Below are 13059 nucleotides of genomic sequence, written 5' to 3'. Positions count from 1 at the left end.
TTGGCGATACAGAGGCCGCCCTGCGACATCGCGCCACGCCAATCAGTGACCTGTACAGGTCACTGCTGCACCCATCTGATCCGCTTTTTTAAGGCTTTTCTGGCGCTGTTTTCAGCGCACGCCTGGCAGGCATAGTCGACGCCCCGTGATCAGGAGGCATGCCTGCATGTACCAATACGACGATTATGACCGCGCGCTGGTGCGCGAGCGCGTCGCCCAGTTCCGCGACCAGGTACAGCGGCGCCTGGCCGACGAGCTGAGCGAGGAGGAGTTCCTGCCGCTGCGCCTGCAGAACGGCCTGTACCTGCAAAAGCATGCCTATATGCTGCGCGTGGCCATCCCCTACGGCACCCTGTCGGCCAGGCAGATGCGCGCGCTGGCGCATATCGCCCGCGAGTACGACCGCGGTTACGGCCACTTCACCACGCGGCAGAACATCCAGTTCAACTGGATCGAGCTGGAGCGCGTGCCGGATATCCTCGACTGGTTGGCCGATCACGACATGCATGCCATCCAGACCTCCGGCAACTGCGTGCGCAACATCACCACCGAAGCCTTCGCCGGTGTCGCCGCCGACGAGTACCTTGACCCGCGTCCGCTGGCCGAGATCCTCCGCCAGTGGTCGACGGTCAACCCGGAATTCCTCTTCCTGCCGCGCAAGTTCAAGATCGCCCTGTGTGCCGCCGAGCAGGATCGCGCAGCGGTGCAGGTGCATGACATCGGCCTGCAGGTCTACCGCGACGCTGCTGGCGAGCTGCTGCTGCGCGTCTTGGTCGGCGGCGGTCTGGGGCGCACGCCGATCATCGCCCAGCCACTGCGTGAGGGCCTGTCCTGGCGCGACCTGCTGTCCTACGTCGAAGCCATTCTGCGCGTGTACAACCGCCATGGCCGGCGCGACAACAAGTACAAGGCGCGCATCAAGATCCTGGTCAGGGCCCTGGGCATCGAGGCCTTCGCCGCCGAAGTGGAGCGCGAATGGCAGATGATCAAGGACGGCCCGGCGCAGTTGACCGAGGACGAGTATCAGCGTGTTGCCGCCTCCTTCCGTCGACCTGCCTACGCCTTGCTGGCGCAGACCGATCTGGACTTCGGCACCCATCTGGCGCGCGACGCCGGTTTTGCCCGCTGGGTCGCGCGCAATGTCATGGCGCATCAGGTGCCGGGTTACGTCAGCGTGGTGCTGTCGACCAAGCCCGGTATCAGCGCGCCGCCTGGCGATGTCACCGCCGAGCAGATGCAGGCCGTGGCCGAATGGAGCGAGCGCTACGGTTTCGGCGAGATTCGCATCGCCCACGAGCAGAACCTGGTGTTGCCTGACGTACGCAAGGCCGATCTGCATGCGCTATGGCTGGAGGCCCAGGCAGCCGGCCTGGGCACCGCCAACGCCGGCCTGCTGACCGATATCATCGCCTGCCCCGGTGGTGACTTCTGCTCGTTGGCCAATGCCAAGTCGATCCCCATTGCTCAGGCCATTCAGCAGCGTTTCGACGACCTCGACTACCTGCATGATCTGGGCGAGCTGAGCCTGAACATCTCCGGCTGCATGAACGCTTGCGGCCATCACCATATCGGCAACATCGGCATCCTCGGCGTCGACAAGAACGGCAGCGAGTGGTACCAACTCACCCTCGGCGGCAGCCAGGGTCAGCAGGCGGCGCTGGGCAAGGTGATCGGCCCGTCGTTCGCCGCCGAGCAGGTGCCCGAGGTGATCGAGCGCATCGTCGGCACATACGTGGACTATCGCGAGGTGGGCGAGGGCTTTCTCGACACCTTCCAGCGCATCGGCCTGGAGCCGTTCAAGGAGCGCGTGTACCGCCGCGAGGAGGTGGCATGAACAACCTGATACGCCTGGTCGAGGGCCAGGCCTGCATCGTCGACGACGATCCCTGGCAACTGCAGGGCGAAGAGAGCGGCGCGCCGCTGATCCTGCCCCTTGCCGCCTGGCGCGAACGGCAATCCGCCGAGGTGTTGGAGGGCAGGGCGACGAGTGTTGACGGCTTGCTGCTGCAGGTGGATGACGAGCCGGAAGCGCTGCAGCCGTTTCTCGCCAGCCTGCCGCTGATCGCCATCGACTTTCCCAGCTTCCGCGATGGCCGTGGCTACAGCCAGGCGTACCTGCTGCGCACCCGCCTGGGCTGGCGCGGCGAGTTGCGCGCGGTAGGTGACGTGCTGCGTGACCAGTTGGCACATATGCGCCAGTGCGGCTTCGATGCCTTTGCCGTGCGCGCCGACAAGTCGGTGGAGGACGCCCTCAAGGGGCTGGCCGGCCTGAGCGTGCTCTATGGCCGCTCGGCCATCGAGCCGCGTCCCTTGTTCCGGCGCGGACGGCTCAAGGAGGAGTCGCTATGACGCTGCTGCGCGGCCTGTTCTGGCTGGTGCTGCTGCAGCTCGCGGGTGTCGTGCTCAATCACTGGCTGTTGCCCATGCTGCCGGCTGCCATCATCGGTCTGTTGCTGCTGTCGGTGTGGCTGATGTGGCGCGGCGCCGTGCCCGAGCCGTTGCAACAGGCAGCGGGCGGTTTGTTGCCATTCCTGCCGCTGCTGCTGGCCGTGCCAGCCTCGGGCATCATGACCAGCGGTGACCTGCTGCTCGCCGAGCTGCCGGTGATCGCCACCGCGCTGGTGCTGTCGCTGCTGATCACCGTGCCGTTCTGCGGTTGGTTGCTGCAAACCTTGATCCGCCGCCAGGAGCGCAAGCGATGAGCGCGCTGACTCAACATCCGCTGTTCGCCATCGCGCTGACCCTGGCGGCCTTTCTCATCGCTGCCTGGCTCTATCGGCGCAGCGGCTGGTTGCTGTTGCAACCGGTGCTGGTGTCCGTGGTGCTGATTGTCAGCACGCTGCTGGCCTGCGGTGTCGACTACGCCACCTACCGCGCCGGCGCCGAGCCCATCGCCTGGCTGCTGGGGCCGGCCACCATCGTCCTGGCCGTGCCGCTGCAGCACAACATCGCGCGCATTCGCCAACTGTTCTGGCCGGTGCTGATCACCCTCTGTGCCGGCGGCGTGCTGTCGGTGGCGCTGACCCTGGCCATCGGCTGGGTGCTGGGCGCCGACTGGAGTGTGGTGATGAGCCTGGCGCCGAAGTTCGTCACCATGCCGATTGCCATGCCGGTGGCCGAGCAGATCGGCGGTGTGGCGTCGCTGGCAGCGGTGATGGTGATGCTCACCGGGGTGATCGGCACGGCGCTGGGACCGCTGTTGCTGCGCTGGGCAGGGGTTGATCATCCAGCCGCTCGTGGCCTGAGTTATGGCATCAACGCCCATGCCATCGGCACCGCCCACGCCCTGCAGGAAGGTGAGGAGTGCGGCGCCTTCGCGGCGTTGGGCATGAGCCTGCTGGGGATCATCACGGCGTTGCTCTTGCCGCTGCTGCTGGCTTGAGCGGGCGAAATCCCGCCACCTACCATGGCTGCTGCTCAGGTATCTGGCGAGTTCTCGCCAGATTCTCCTGAGGCCTGCTGCAGAAAGCCGCGAAAGTACAGCTGAAACCTTTCAGCGGCACGTAACTTGCTCTAGCCCGCGGCGCGCTGGAGTACGCCCATCAAGAGGCCTGAAGCACCCTTCCTCCCGCCGCGCCGCAGACCTGCGGCTATCGCCCATGAGCGGCCCATACGGCTGCTACTCGAAACCTTGCCTGCATGGCTCATCGCCGTGCGACAACACTGGACTGTCCCATGAAGAAAATCCTGCTGACGCTGCTCTGCCTCAGCGTCATCGGTTGCTCCAAACCCCAGGAGCCCGAGAAAACCGTCGATGTCGTACTGATTGGTGCTGGTGTCATGAGTGCCACCCTCGGCACGTACCTCAACGAGCTGCAGCCTGACTGGAGCATCGACATCTACGAGCGTCTCGACCGTGTCGCCGGCGAGAGTTCCAACGCCTGGAACAACGCCGGTACCGGCCACTCGGCCTTCTGCGAGCTGAACTACACGCCGGAAACCGCCGACGGCGGTATCGACATCAGCAAGGCCATCGTCATCAACGAATCGTTCGAGATCTCCAAGCAGTTCTGGGCTACCCAGGTCGAGCGCGAGGTGCTGAGCAAGCCCAAGAGCTTCATCAACAATGCCCCGCACATGAGCTTCGTCTGGGGTGAAGAGAACGTTGAGTACCTGCGCAAGCGCCATGCCGCGCTGCAGCACAGCAATCTGTTCCGTGGCATGGAGTTCAGCGAGGATCACGCGCAGATCGCCCAGTGGGTGCCGCTGATCATGCAAGGCCGTGACCCGCAGCAGAAGGTCGCGGCGACGCGCATGGCCATCGGTACCGATGTCAACTTCGGCGAGATCACCCGCCAGCTGATCGACTCGCTGATCGGCAAGGACAAGGCCAGCCTGCATCTGGAGCACGAAGTACGTGACCTGCAGCGCAACGATGACGGCACCTGGCGCGTGACCGTGGCCGACCTGGCCAAGGGTGGCGTCGAGCAGACCGTCAACGCCCGCTTCGTCTTCATTGGCGCCGGTGGTGGCGCACTCAAGCTGCTGCAGAAATCCGGCATCGAAGAAGCCGAGGGCTACGCCGGCTTCCCGGTCGGTGGCCAGTTCCTCATGACCCGCAATCAGGACGTGGTCGCCCAGCACCTGGCCAAGGTCTACGGCAAGGCTTCGGTCGGCTCGCCGCCCATGTCCGTGCCGCATCTGGACACCCGCGTGATCGATGGCGAGACCGTGCTGCTGTTCGGCCCGTTCGCCACCTTCTCCACCAAGTTCCTCAAGAACGGCTCGCTGCTCGACATGTTCAGCGCCATGACCACCGACAACTTCATGCCCATGGTCAACGCCGGCATGGACAACTGGTCGCTGAGCACCTACCTGATGGGCCAGCTGATGCTCAGCCGGGAAGAGCGCATGGCATCCTTGCGCGAATACTTCCCGCAGGCGCGTGACGAAGACTGGGAACTGCTCGATGCCGGTCAGCGCGTGCAGATCATCAAGAAGGACGCCGAGAAGGGTGGCGTGCTGCAGTTCGGCACCGAGGTGGTGACCTCCGCCGACGGCAGCATCAGCGCGCTGCTGGGCGCTTCGCCGGGTGCCTCCACCGCCGCACCGATCATGCTGCACCTGATCGAGAAGGCCTTCGCCGACAAGGTCGCCACCCCCGAGTGGCAGGCGCGCCTGAAGGAGATCATCCCGTCCTACGGGCAGAAGCTGAACGATGACCTGGAACTGACCAACCGCATCCGTCAGTGGAGCAGCGAGCGTCTTGGCCTGCTGCATGTCGAAGTGGCGCCGGACGTAGAAGTGGCTGCCGAACCTGAGCCGAAAGCCGTGACCCTGTAAGGCGTCCGGCGCAGTAGAGAAACCCGCCCTGCGTGATGCGCACGGCGGGTTTTTTATTGGGCGGCTGAAATTCGTGAGCTGGAGCTTTCGCGGCTGAAGCCGCTCCTACGGGGCGGGGGAATACTTGTAGGAGCGGCTTAAGCCGCGATCTTTTTGTCCGCCCAAGGCACCGGCTTGCATGCAAGTACCGTAGCCCAGTCGCAACCCGTGGACATGCCCATACCCAGTCGCGGCTGAAGCCCCTCCCACAGATCCCACCGTGCCTGTGGGAGGGGCTTTAGCCGCGACATTTTTGGCATGAGGTCATACGGTTATTCCGTCAGCGTCATCAGAATATCGGCATACCAGGTGCAGTTCAGGCCCAGTGCTTCGTCCTGTTCCTCGTCACGGTTGCCCAGCAGGCGGGTGGAGTGGATGCCCAGCAACGTCCACGGCAGTTCGCTGTTGATGTTGGCGCGTTTGACCACCGGCGCGCCGCTGAGGCCGCGATGGGTGCGGCCATCGGTCAAGAAGTAGCCCAGCCCGTGGAAGCGCAAACCGAAGGACGAGGCCAGCCCGGCATGGCGTGCCACCGGCATGCGGTGCAGGGTGTCCTGAAAGCCCAGCGGGAAGCCGACCACTAGCAGCGTCGAGCCGATTTCCACATGCTCGTCGGCTTGCAGCAGGTGCTGCGGGGTGAAGGCCTGGTAGGCGCCGTTGCAGGGCAGAGCGGCCTGATCCAGCTCGATCACCGCCACATCGATCTCGCCCGCGCCATCCATGCCTTGTCGCCACAGCTGTTGCTCGCCGTCATACAGCGGGATGGCGAAGCTGACGGTGCTGGCCAGGTTGTCGGCATCGGTATGCAGTTCGATCTGCAGGCTGTCCGGCTGGTGGCCACTGGGCTCGTCGAGAACGACGTGGCGGCTGGTGACCAGATACAGGCGGCCTTCACGGCGGAAGAAGAAACCGCTGGCGTTGGTCAGTATCTGCCCAGCCGCCAGCGTGGTAATGCGTGCTGCGCTGAGCATCAGGGAATCGATCATGGTCGCGGCCTCCTGCCGGTATGGGCTTATCCAATGACTGCCAGGCGCGTGACTGGTTCGTCTTTATTCGCGCCTGGCGCATCGAGCTGGCACGGTGGATGTAAAAAGCGACAGCTACGCGCCCCGATCCACCCTACAGCTTCGTAGGGTGGGCTTCAGCCCACCACGCTGCCAGCCCGTGGTGGGTTAAATTCCATCCGCGTCATACGCTAGCCGGTTCATCCTCGTTGCGATCCAGCGCCACCTGGCGGATCGACAGGCGAATCTCCGCCGGCAGCACGCGCTTGGCGGCGCCTTCGGCCAGTTCGCTGAGCAGCGGGTGATGGCTGAGCTTGCCGGCTTCGTCCTGGCGCAGCACGCCCTGATCCAGCAGGCTCTGGATGAAGTGGCGGAACAGGCTCTTGTCGAAGAACTCCGGCGCGTTCAGACCATGCAGGATCGACAGGCGCTGGGCCATGACCGTGCACAGGTCTTCCAGCTCTTCGGCGCTGATCGCGTTCTGCCCGGCGTTGAGCAGCAGGGCGATGGCCATGTAGAAGCGCTGCAGGGTCTGTGCCACCGAGCGCGACAGCAAGGTCAGCAGCACGAACTGGCGCGAGCTGGGCGCCGGGCGCACGTACACGTCACCCTCGACCTTGAGCAGACCCTGCTCGACGAACGCCGCCAGCCACTGGTCGATCACGCCTTCCAGCTCGCTCGGCTCCCAGCGGATGAACAGCTCGGACTGCAGATAGGGATACAGCGCGCCGGTAAAGCGCAGGATCTGCTCGCGGCTGATCCGCGCGCTGCTCTGGAAGAAGCTGGCCAGCAGCGCCGGCAGGGCGAAGATATGTAGCACGTTGTTGCGGTAGTAGGTCATCAGGACGGCATTCTGCTCGTCCAGATAGAGAATCTTGCCCAGTGCATCCTTCTGCTCGGCCAGCAGATTCATGCCCTTGACGTGCTCGATCAGCGCCGCGCCGTCGCCTTCCGGCAATGTGGTGTGCGGGGAGTAGGGCACAGCGCGCAGCAGCGCCAGGTACAGGTCGAGGACACGGGCCAGGGCGCGGTCATCCAGCGCCAGCTTGCTGGTGGACAGCAGCGCCAAGGCCACCAGGTTGACCGGGTTGATCGACGCCGCCTCGTTGAGGTGGCGCGCCACGCGCTCGCCCAGGCGGTTGGTGGTTTCATTGAGCCAGACAGGGCGGTACTGCGGGCCCAGCTCCTGCTGGCGCCAGCCGGGTTGCTGCTGGTCGAGGAATTCAGCCAGCTTGATCGGCTCGCCGAAGTTCACCGAGACCTGGCCGAAGCGCTGCTTGAGCGCGCCGAGCACCTTGAACAGGTCGAAGATCGACTCCTTCTTCTTGCTCGCGCCACGCAGCTCGCCCAGGTAGGTGCGGCCTTCCAGCACGCGCTCGTAACCGATGTACACCGGCACGAAGACGATAGGCAGGCGGTGGCTGCGCAGGAAGCTGCGCAGGGTGATGGCCAGCATGCCGGTCTTCGGCCGCAGCATGCGCCCGGTGCGCGAACGGCCGCCCTCGACGAAGTACTCGACCGGGAAGCCCTTGCTGAACAGGGTGTGCAGGTATTCGTTGAACACTGCCGTGTACAGCGGGTTGCCCTTGAAGGTGCGGCGCATGAAGAAGGCGCCGCCACGGCGCAGCAGGCCGCCAATCACTGGCATGTTGAGGTTGATGCCGGCGGCGATATGCGGCGGCGTCAGGCCGTTGCGGAACAGCAGGTAGGACAGCAGCAGGTAGTCGATGTGGCTGCGGTGACAGGGCACGTAGATCACCTCGTGGCCCTGGGCGATGTCGCGCACGCCATCGACGTTGTGCACCTTGATGCCGTCGTAGATCTTGTTCCAGAACCAGCTCAGCACCAGTTCGAGGAAGCGGATCACCGTGTAGGTGTAGTCCGAGGCGATCTCGTTGCCATAGCGCAGTGCCTGAGCTTCGGCCTTCTCCAGGCTGATCTTCTCGCGCTCGGCTTCCTCGGCAATCGCTTGACGCACCATCGGGTCGTGCACCAGGCCCTTGACCAGGTTGCGTCGGTGCGACACGTCCGGGCCAATCACCGCCGCCTTCTGGTTGCGGAAGTGCACACGCAGGATGCGGTGCACCATGCGCAGGGTGCGCTCCTGGCCCTTGTCCTGCTCGACCAGCTCGCGCAGGTGAATCGGCGTGGAGAACTGCACGCGGGTCTTGCGCCCGAGAATCAGGATGCTGATCAGCCGGCGCAGGCGCCCGGTGACGGCCCAGCTATCGGCGAACAGCAGCTTCCAGGGGCTGGTCTCGCGATCCGGCGACTGCCCCCAGAACACGCTGACCGGCACGATCTGCGCGTCGTCTACGGCATGCTGGCTGAGGGCGGTGACCACGCGATCGAGGGTCGGCGAGATGCCGCGCTTATCCTGACGGCCGAACCAGTCCGGCTCCGGTGTCAGGTAGAAGAAGGCGGCGGGCTCGATATGCTCCCCGACGGCCACTGGCAATACCGGGCGCGGCAGGCCGGCCTTGGTGCACTCGCGGTCGACCACCGCCAGATCGCTCACCGAGGGCTGCTGCAGCACGTAGAACACCGGCTTGCTGCGGTCGAGCCTGAGGGTGAAGGCGGACTGGTTGATGGTTTCCGAGCGTACCCAGAGGTACAGCAGGCGGCGCAGCGCGCTGAAGGCCATGCGGCGGAAGGGGGAACGGGTCATACGAACTCTTGGGCAGTTAAACGAGCGCATGCTCGGGAAGGGCGCTAGTGTGCCGCAAGCCGCGTCTGGCGGGCAAAAAACTCTCGCCTGCAGCCGCCCAGCCCGACCAGCATGACGGCGGCGTATGACGAAAAAACGGTCAACGACTCAGCACCCGTTGCTCAACAGAACTGCAAAGCGGGTCTGGGGTTCCCGAACGGAATGCCGAGTCAGGCCGTTGCCATGACGCGAACCGCTTCCTACCGTGCGGGTAGCGTTCAGGCTCATGTAGGAGCGAGCTCTGCTCGCGAAGCTTTTTTGCCTGGGGATTCGCGAGCAGAGCTCGCTCCTACAGGTGTCCTTGCAGCCTGGGCCGGGCAGCGATTCGTTTCAGCCAAGCACTCGCTGCGACTTTGCTGCAGGGCGTAGGGTGGGCTTCAGCCCACCACCTGTGCCACCGCAATCCCTCACGCCAACTTCATCACCACCACGCCGGATGCGATCACCACGCACGCCACCAGGCGAATCGGCCGCAACCTCTCCTTGAGCAGCACCATCCCCAGCAGCACGGCGAACACCACGCTGGTCTCACGCAGAGCCGACACCAGCGCCACTGGCGCCTGAGTCATCGCCCAGATGACGATGCTGTAAGCCGCCATCGACATCGCCCCGCCGGCCAATCCCCCACGCCAATGCGGGCCCAGCGCGAGGAAGGCGCGTGGCCCACGGCTGACGGCCAATACCACGGCCATCACCACGCCATTGACGCTGAACAGCCACAACGAATAGCTCAGCGCATCGCCATTGCTGCGTGCGCCCATGGCATCGCTCAGGGTATAGCCGGCGATAAACAGCGCCGTCATCAACGCGCAGAACAGCATCGCCCCCTGCGGCGCCTTGTGCTGGCCGCCACGCAGGGCCATCAGCCAGATGCCCGTAACCAGCACCAGCAACCCCAGCAATTGCAGAGTGCCCAGCCCGTCGTGCAAGAACAGCAGCGAGAGCAGGGCGACCATCAGCGGCGAGCTGCCCCGGGCAATCGGGTAGACCTGGCCCAGGTCGCCGTACTGGTAAGCGCGGGCGAGGAAGAAGTTGTAGCCGATATGCAGCAGCGCCGACAGCGCGATCCACGGCCAGGCCGAGGTCTGCGGCAGCGCCACCAGCGGCAGCGCGCAGAGCGCCACCAGGCCGGCGCCGATCTGGATCAGGGTGGCGGTGAGGAAGCGGTCGAGGCCGATCTTGAGCAGGGCGTTCCAACCGGCATGCAGGGCGGCAGCAGCGATAACGGCGAGAAAGACCGTGGTATCCAAGGCGGGCCTCGGTGGTGGTGAGCAGGGATGGCGTGTTTGCCCGCGAGTCTATCCGCAACACAGCGTCGACCGCGACCAGCCTGGCGTCGTCAGCTGTCCGAGTCCTTTGCCCGGCGACAGACTTCCACCACCAGCGCTTGCAGCAGCGCGGCCTTATCGTCTGCCGCTGTGATCGAATCGACAGCCCAGCCGCAGCCGGCCAACTCGAAGTCCATCTGCCAGTTCTCGCGGGCACGCAGCTCCTGCAGATTCAGGGATACCGACCCACCACGCTCCATATGGCCGCCGCCAATCGACTCGCCGACCTCGAAAGGCTTGCCCCGGAACGGATAGAGGTAGATGCAGTAAACGTGATGCGAAGGGTGTTCCGCTGTCGGCGCCTGGTTGCGATAGCCCAGCCGCAACACCTGATGCTCCAGTTCCGCCTGGGCCAGGGGCGTGGAAAGCGCGAAGGCCTCGGCAGCATCCAGCTCGATCCCCGGCGCCCAGTACAGGCGCTGACCATCGATACGCACATGCTTGTAGTGGTTGGGATAGGCCAGCAGCGGCCAGTTACGCTGTTCACGCAGCGGGCCGAGGTCGAGCAGGCGAGGAGAGGCACCAGCGAACACCAGCACCAGGTGCCAGCGCTCGGTGGGCATCACATGCAGGAGCCGCGCGGTCATTTGCGTGTGCGCTGGTTCTGCGGCGCCTGTTCCAGCCCCGAGATGTCCTGCGTCCAGGGCAGGGCCGCCTCGCACCATTTCTGCCAGGTTGGCGGCAACTGCCGACGCTCGTCCAGCACACCGACGCGCAGGCCATACGCCACCGGATTGTCCGCATCGTAGGTAAACAGTTGCGAGCCGCAATCGCCGCAAAATGCCTGGGCGCGCCGCGAGCCGCTCTCGGCCACCTTCACATAGACCTTCGGCGTACCCGTGAGCAACTGGAAGGTGCCTGGCAACGCTGGTGTAGACAGGCGAAACGCCGTACCGGTGAGCTTCTGGCAGTCATTGCAATGGCAAATGCTGACCAAGGCCGGATCGGTCTCGGCTTCGAACTGGATCTGATTGCAGTGGCAGCTACCGTGGACTTTCATGGGATCTACCTGGGACTGGTGGAAAGGGGGTAGCAGAGATAGTCGGGAGTTTATGGCCGATATACAAGCGGGTTGTAGCTTTTGTAATGAATAAGTCCGTCCCGTTTTTCTATTTCTCACTACTTGTGGGGAGTCCATATGCATTTGTTAGGCTTGGTTCTTGAAGTCCCTTGATAGCATTTGGGATGCAGCAGAGGCGGTATACATGCCTACGCCTTTAATCTCTTTTGCTATTTCATAGCCATCATCTCTGAATTTGGTAAGCATTTGGCTCAGATCTGTAAGCTTGCTAGTGTTTAGAACCATTCTAACGGCAGTGCCACTGATCTTGTGTCCTAAATTAATATGCTGCTTCCCTTGTTCATTTAATGCTATTCCGTGATCGCCGCTGCAAATTAAGAAGCTTCCACCAAGCCTGCAAATTCGGCTGATCATGTAGAGGCCAAAACCCGAGTTGTGCCATGGGTTGTTTCTATTGATATTCGCTCCTTTAAAATTCTTGCTAGAAATGGCAGGCATTAGTGCTTGCTGAATGGCGTCTGAGTCGCATTGAACTTGAATGAAGGGGTTGGTCGAGAGGGATTGTCTCAAGCCAATGCCATTGTCGATGATGGCAATCTCTACTTTGTTATATGTCGGCCAGAATTGAGCGCAATACTCTATGCTGCGAGATTGGCTGTGCTCTAAAACATTTCGCATTATCTCTCTTATTGAAAAAGTAAGTGCGTCTACTAAGTTTCCGCTTTCTTTCCTGGAGAGTATTTTTGCCAAGCGTTCTGAACGTATTTCTATAATATCTTGGGCTTCTTTCCACTCCTTGGATGCCTCGTCAATAATGGTTTGAATACGCAAAATTGTGAACGGTACAAAGCTCTCATTTCCATCTTTGCAGTTTGGCTCTCGTCCGTGCTTTAGTCCAAATGCTCTGAAAAAAGCCATGTTGGCAGCGTATTCTTTATTCTTGTGGCCCGTGCAGCGAACTGTTGTGCTTTTATTGTTTCGATTGAAGTCTCTTATGTGCTTAGCTACGTAGGCCATCGAAAATGGTTCAATTCGCCCCATGGACGAGAAGTCAATCAAAAGCTCCTCTACGCCTGCGTGTCCTTCCACCTCGGTACAAAATTTAAATATTGCTTGTTCGTTGCAATTGCTCGGAAAGTTTACTGTTGCCACGGTATATCCCTATGTGTCTAACGTTTGGTTGAGGAGGAGAGCTTTAGCCTGCTCCAGTGAGCGATGCGAGCGATTTGAGCCGCTAGTTAGGTATTTGACTCGGGCTTTCTACCGCTAGCAACCCAGCATGCGAGTGCAAAAAATTGAACAAAAATTGCAAAAGATGCGCCTGGTAAATATGCAGTTTCGGAGTCAAACATTTGTACGAAAAATAAACCAGTCATCCAGGCGATAGGCATAAAAGGGATGCTTACAAGTATGCCTAATAACATGATTTCACCGCCGAGCAAATTGGTGATTGGAAAAACAGATGCGTAAGCCAATGAACTGGCTAGTCGGAAAATTAAAGGACGCCACGATTCCATGTGATACCTAACTATTAATTAGGCGACATTACTGTCGCGTTTGCTCACTACAACTGTCGCCTACTCTTCTTTGTCGCCTTGCAAGTTCTTGTCAGCTTGGAGAGCGTTGCAGCAAGCGCGGTAGCACCCAAGGAGAAGCGCGATATGGACGACGGCAAGC

The 13059-nt window shown here is 62.2% G+C and carries 11 protein-coding genes; 5 read left to right on the top strand and 6 right to left on the bottom strand.

What is annotated here, in order from left to right; genetic code table 11:
* The first annotated feature begins 166 nt into the window (after nt 1-166).
* From VC352_RS04885 to VC352_RS04865, 5 genes are all read left to right on the top strand, one after another.
* Entirely contained in the window at nt 167-1834 is a 1668-nt protein-coding gene (locus VC352_RS04885; protein ID WP_322978458.1) for a nitrite/sulfite reductase, read from the top strand.
* On the top strand, nt 1831-2349 hold the full coding sequence (locus VC352_RS04880) for a DUF934 domain-containing protein (protein WP_322978457.1): 519 nt from the start codon (nt 1831-1833) through the stop codon (nt 2347-2349). The genes VC352_RS04885 and VC352_RS04880 overlap by 4 nt, the downstream gene beginning before the upstream one ends.
* Nucleotides 2346-2702 carry a CidA/LrgA family protein gene (locus VC352_RS04875; RefSeq protein ID WP_159973168.1) on the top strand — a complete coding sequence of 119 codons (357 nt, stop codon included), beginning with the start codon at nt 2346-2348 and terminating at the stop codon, nt 2700-2702. The genes VC352_RS04880 and VC352_RS04875 overlap by 4 nt, the downstream gene beginning before the upstream one ends.
* Nucleotides 2699-3382 (top strand): LrgB family protein, encoded by a 684-nt coding sequence (locus tag VC352_RS04870; RefSeq protein WP_322978456.1) that lies wholly within the window; start codon nt 2699-2701, stop codon nt 3380-3382. The genes VC352_RS04875 and VC352_RS04870 overlap by 4 nt, the downstream gene beginning before the upstream one ends.
* Before the next feature lie 293 nt (nt 3383-3675).
* Nucleotides 3676-5283: a malate:quinone oxidoreductase gene (locus VC352_RS04865; protein ID WP_322978455.1), complete on the top strand. Its 1608-nt coding sequence runs from the start codon at nt 3676-3678 to the stop codon at nt 5281-5283.
* 311 nt (nt 5284-5594) lie between these two features.
* Here VC352_RS04865 and VC352_RS04860 read toward each other — a convergent pair whose 3' ends face one another.
* The 6 genes from VC352_RS04860 to VC352_RS04835 all read right to left on the bottom strand — a co-directional run bounded on the left by VC352_RS04860 (nt 5595) and on the right by VC352_RS04835 (nt 12534).
* Entirely contained in the window at nt 5595-6308 is a 714-nt protein-coding gene (locus VC352_RS04860) for a serine protease (protein WP_322978454.1), read from the bottom strand.
* Between the two features lie 202 nt (nt 6309-6510).
* Nucleotides 6511-8994 (bottom strand): glycerol-3-phosphate 1-O-acyltransferase PlsB, encoded by a 2484-nt coding sequence (plsB, locus tag VC352_RS04855; RefSeq protein WP_322978453.1) that lies wholly within the window; start codon nt 8992-8994, stop codon nt 6511-6513.
* A 446-nt stretch (nt 8995-9440) separates the two neighbouring features.
* Nucleotides 9441-10283 (bottom strand): EamA family transporter, encoded by an 843-nt coding sequence (locus VC352_RS04850; RefSeq protein ID WP_322978452.1) that lies wholly within the window; start codon nt 10281-10283, stop codon nt 9441-9443.
* 89 nt (nt 10284-10372) lie between these two features.
* Nucleotides 10373-10948, bottom strand: coding sequence for a hypothetical protein (locus VC352_RS04845; RefSeq protein WP_322978451.1), 576 nt, complete (start codon nt 10946-10948; stop codon nt 10373-10375).
* Nucleotides 10945-11361 carry a GFA family protein gene (locus VC352_RS04840; RefSeq protein ID WP_322978450.1) on the bottom strand — a complete coding sequence of 139 codons (417 nt, stop codon included), beginning with the start codon at nt 11359-11361 and terminating at the stop codon, nt 10945-10947. Before VC352_RS04840 ends, VC352_RS04845 begins: the two co-directional genes overlap by 4 nt.
* A 147-nt stretch (nt 11362-11508) precedes the next feature.
* Nucleotides 11509-12534: a hypothetical protein gene (locus VC352_RS04835; protein WP_322978449.1), complete on the bottom strand. Its 1026-nt coding sequence runs from the start codon at nt 12532-12534 to the stop codon at nt 11509-11511.
* Nucleotides 12535-13059: the final 525 nt, after the last annotated feature.

Origin of the sequence: Pseudomonas sp. C11 (assembly GCF_034683865.1) — a bacterium.
Taxonomy (GTDB): domain Bacteria; phylum Pseudomonadota; class Gammaproteobacteria; order Pseudomonadales; family Pseudomonadaceae; genus Aquipseudomonas.
The sequence above is the reverse complement of the archived record's forward strand: the minus strand, read 5'-3'. Positions and strand labels throughout refer to the sequence as shown.

Bases quoted from the DNA above. Each gene is read 5' to 3' on its own strand.
- VC352_RS04885 (WP_322978458.1), top strand. From the start codon at position 167: ATGTACCAATACGACGATTATGACCGCGCGCTGGTGCGCGAGCGCGTC.
- VC352_RS04880 (WP_322978457.1), top strand. From the start codon at position 1,831: ATGAACAACCTGATACGCCTGGTCGAGGGCCAGGCCTGCATCGTCGAC.
- VC352_RS04875 (WP_159973168.1), top strand. From the start codon at position 2,346: ATGACGCTGCTGCGCGGCCTGTTCTGGCTGGTGCTGCTGCAGCTCGCG.
- VC352_RS04870 (WP_322978456.1), top strand. From the start codon at position 2,699: ATGAGCGCGCTGACTCAACATCCGCTGTTCGCCATCGCGCTGACCCTG.
- VC352_RS04865 (WP_322978455.1), top strand. From the start codon at position 3,676: ATGAAGAAAATCCTGCTGACGCTGCTCTGCCTCAGCGTCATCGGTTGC.
- VC352_RS04860 (WP_322978454.1), bottom strand. From the start codon at position 6,308: ATGATCGATTCCCTGATGCTCAGCGCAGCACGCATTACCACGCTGGCG.
- plsB (WP_322978453.1), bottom strand. From the start codon at position 8,994: ATGACCCGTTCCCCCTTCCGCCGCATGGCCTTCAGCGCGCTGCGCCGC.
- VC352_RS04845 (WP_322978451.1), bottom strand. From the start codon at position 10,948: ATGACCGCGCGGCTCCTGCATGTGATGCCCACCGAGCGCTGGCACCTG.
- VC352_RS04840 (WP_322978450.1), bottom strand. From the start codon at position 11,361: ATGAAAGTCCACGGTAGCTGCCACTGCAATCAGATCCAGTTCGAAGCC.